This window comes from Aeromicrobium sp., from assembly GCF_049587115.1.
Lineage (GTDB): Bacteria > Actinomycetota > Actinomycetes > Propionibacteriales > Nocardioidaceae > Aeromicrobium.
This window is the reverse complement of record NZ_JBAVDI010000100.1, coordinates 1-1,526: the sequence shown is the minus strand read 5'-3', so window position 1 is coordinate 1,526 and position 1,526 is coordinate 1. Positions and strand designations below refer to the sequence as shown.

The window sequence follows — 1,526 nt, the reverse complement described above, 5'->3', positions numbered from 1 at the left end:
CCTTGCGGATCAGCACGTTGCCGACCCAGACCGTGTGCGCACCTTCGCCCTGCAGCGCGCCCTTGTAGATCACGTTGCTCTTGGTGCGCGGCTCGTTGTGGTCAGCGAACAGCCGGTGCTCGATGTGCTGGCCCGCATCGGCGAAGTAGAGGCCGAGCAGCTCGGCCGACCCGCCCGGACCGGCGTAGGAGACGTTGGCGTCCATCCGGACGACATCACCACCGAAGCTGATCGCGACGTGCTTGTACGCCGCGTCGCGGCCGACCAGCGCTTGGTGATGGGTCAGGTGCACGGAGTCGTCGGCCCAGTCCTGGAGGGAGACCACCGAGACCTCGGCACCGTCTTCCACGAGCACCTCGACGACCTGCGCCATGGACGCGGAACCCTCGTGATCGAGGACGACGACCGCCTTGGAGTGGCGGCCGAACCGCAACGCGACATGGGCAGCTTCGGTCAGCGAGGCGTCCGTGCCGGTGAGCCTGATGACGACGGGCTCGGTGAGCTCAGTCTCGGCGGGCACGTCGACCAGCAGCGATGTCGGGACTTCGGACAGCACCCGGGCGGCCCAACGGGTGTTGGGAACGAGGCCGCTGATGCCACGCAGTCCGCGAGCCTGGTCAGCCTCGACGCGCTCGACGCGGACCCCCTCGGGGGTGTTCCACTCGACGTTCGTCACCGAGGTCTGGAAGCTCGCATCAGCGTGCAGGTCACGGAGCCGCTTGAGCGGCGTGAACCGCCAGATCTCTTCGCGACCGGTCGGGACCGGGTGGTCCGCAATGGTGAACGATCCTTCTGGGTGCAGGTGGGAATCCACCCTCGACATCTCGAGGGCGTCGGCGACTGCTGTCATCAGCCGACGGCTCCTTCCATCTGGAGCTCGATCAGCCGGTTGAGCTCGAGCGCGTACTCCATGGGGAGCTCTTTGGCGATCGGCTCCACGAAGCCACGCACGATCATCGCCATCGCCTCGTCCTGCTCCATGCCGCGCGACATCAGGTAGAAGAGCTGGTCGTCGGAGACCTTGGAAACGCTGGCCTCGTGTCCCATCGACACGTCGTCCTCGCGGATGTCGACGTAGGGATAGGTGTCGGAGCGGCTGATCTGGTCGACCAGGAGTGCGTCACACAGCACGCTGGACTTCGAGCCGTGGGCGCCCTCGTTGATCTGGATCAGGCCGCGGTAGGACGTGCGACCACCGCCGCGTGCCACCGACTTGCTGAGGATGCTGGAAGAGGTGTTGGGCGCCGCGTGCACCATCTTGGCGCCGGCATCCTGGTGCTGGCCCTCGCCCGCGAACGCGATCGAGAGCGTCTCACCCTTGGCGTGCTCGCCCATCAGGTAGATGGCGGGGTACTTCATCGTCACCTTGGAACCGATGTTGCCGTCGACCCACTCCATGGTGGCGCCGGCTTCGCAGGTAGCGCGCTTGGTCACCAGGTTGTAGACGTTGTTGGACCAGTTCTGGATGGTCGTGTAGCGACAGCGGCCGCCCTTCTTCACGATGATCTCCACGACCGCCGAGTGCA

Annotated in this window: 2 protein-coding genes; both read right to left on the bottom strand. The window is 66.0% G+C overall.

Features of this window, described 5'->3' with window-relative positions; genetic code table 11:
- On the bottom strand, positions 1 to 850 hold an 850-nt coding region (locus WB461_RS09550), incomplete at its 3' end, for a SufB/SufD family protein (RefSeq protein WP_423852501.1).
- Positions 850 to 1,526: Fe-S cluster assembly protein SufB (sufB, locus tag WB461_RS09545; RefSeq protein WP_423852500.1), on the bottom strand; the 677-nt coding region annotated here is incomplete at its 5' end. The genes WB461_RS09550 and sufB, both read right to left, overlap by 1 nt.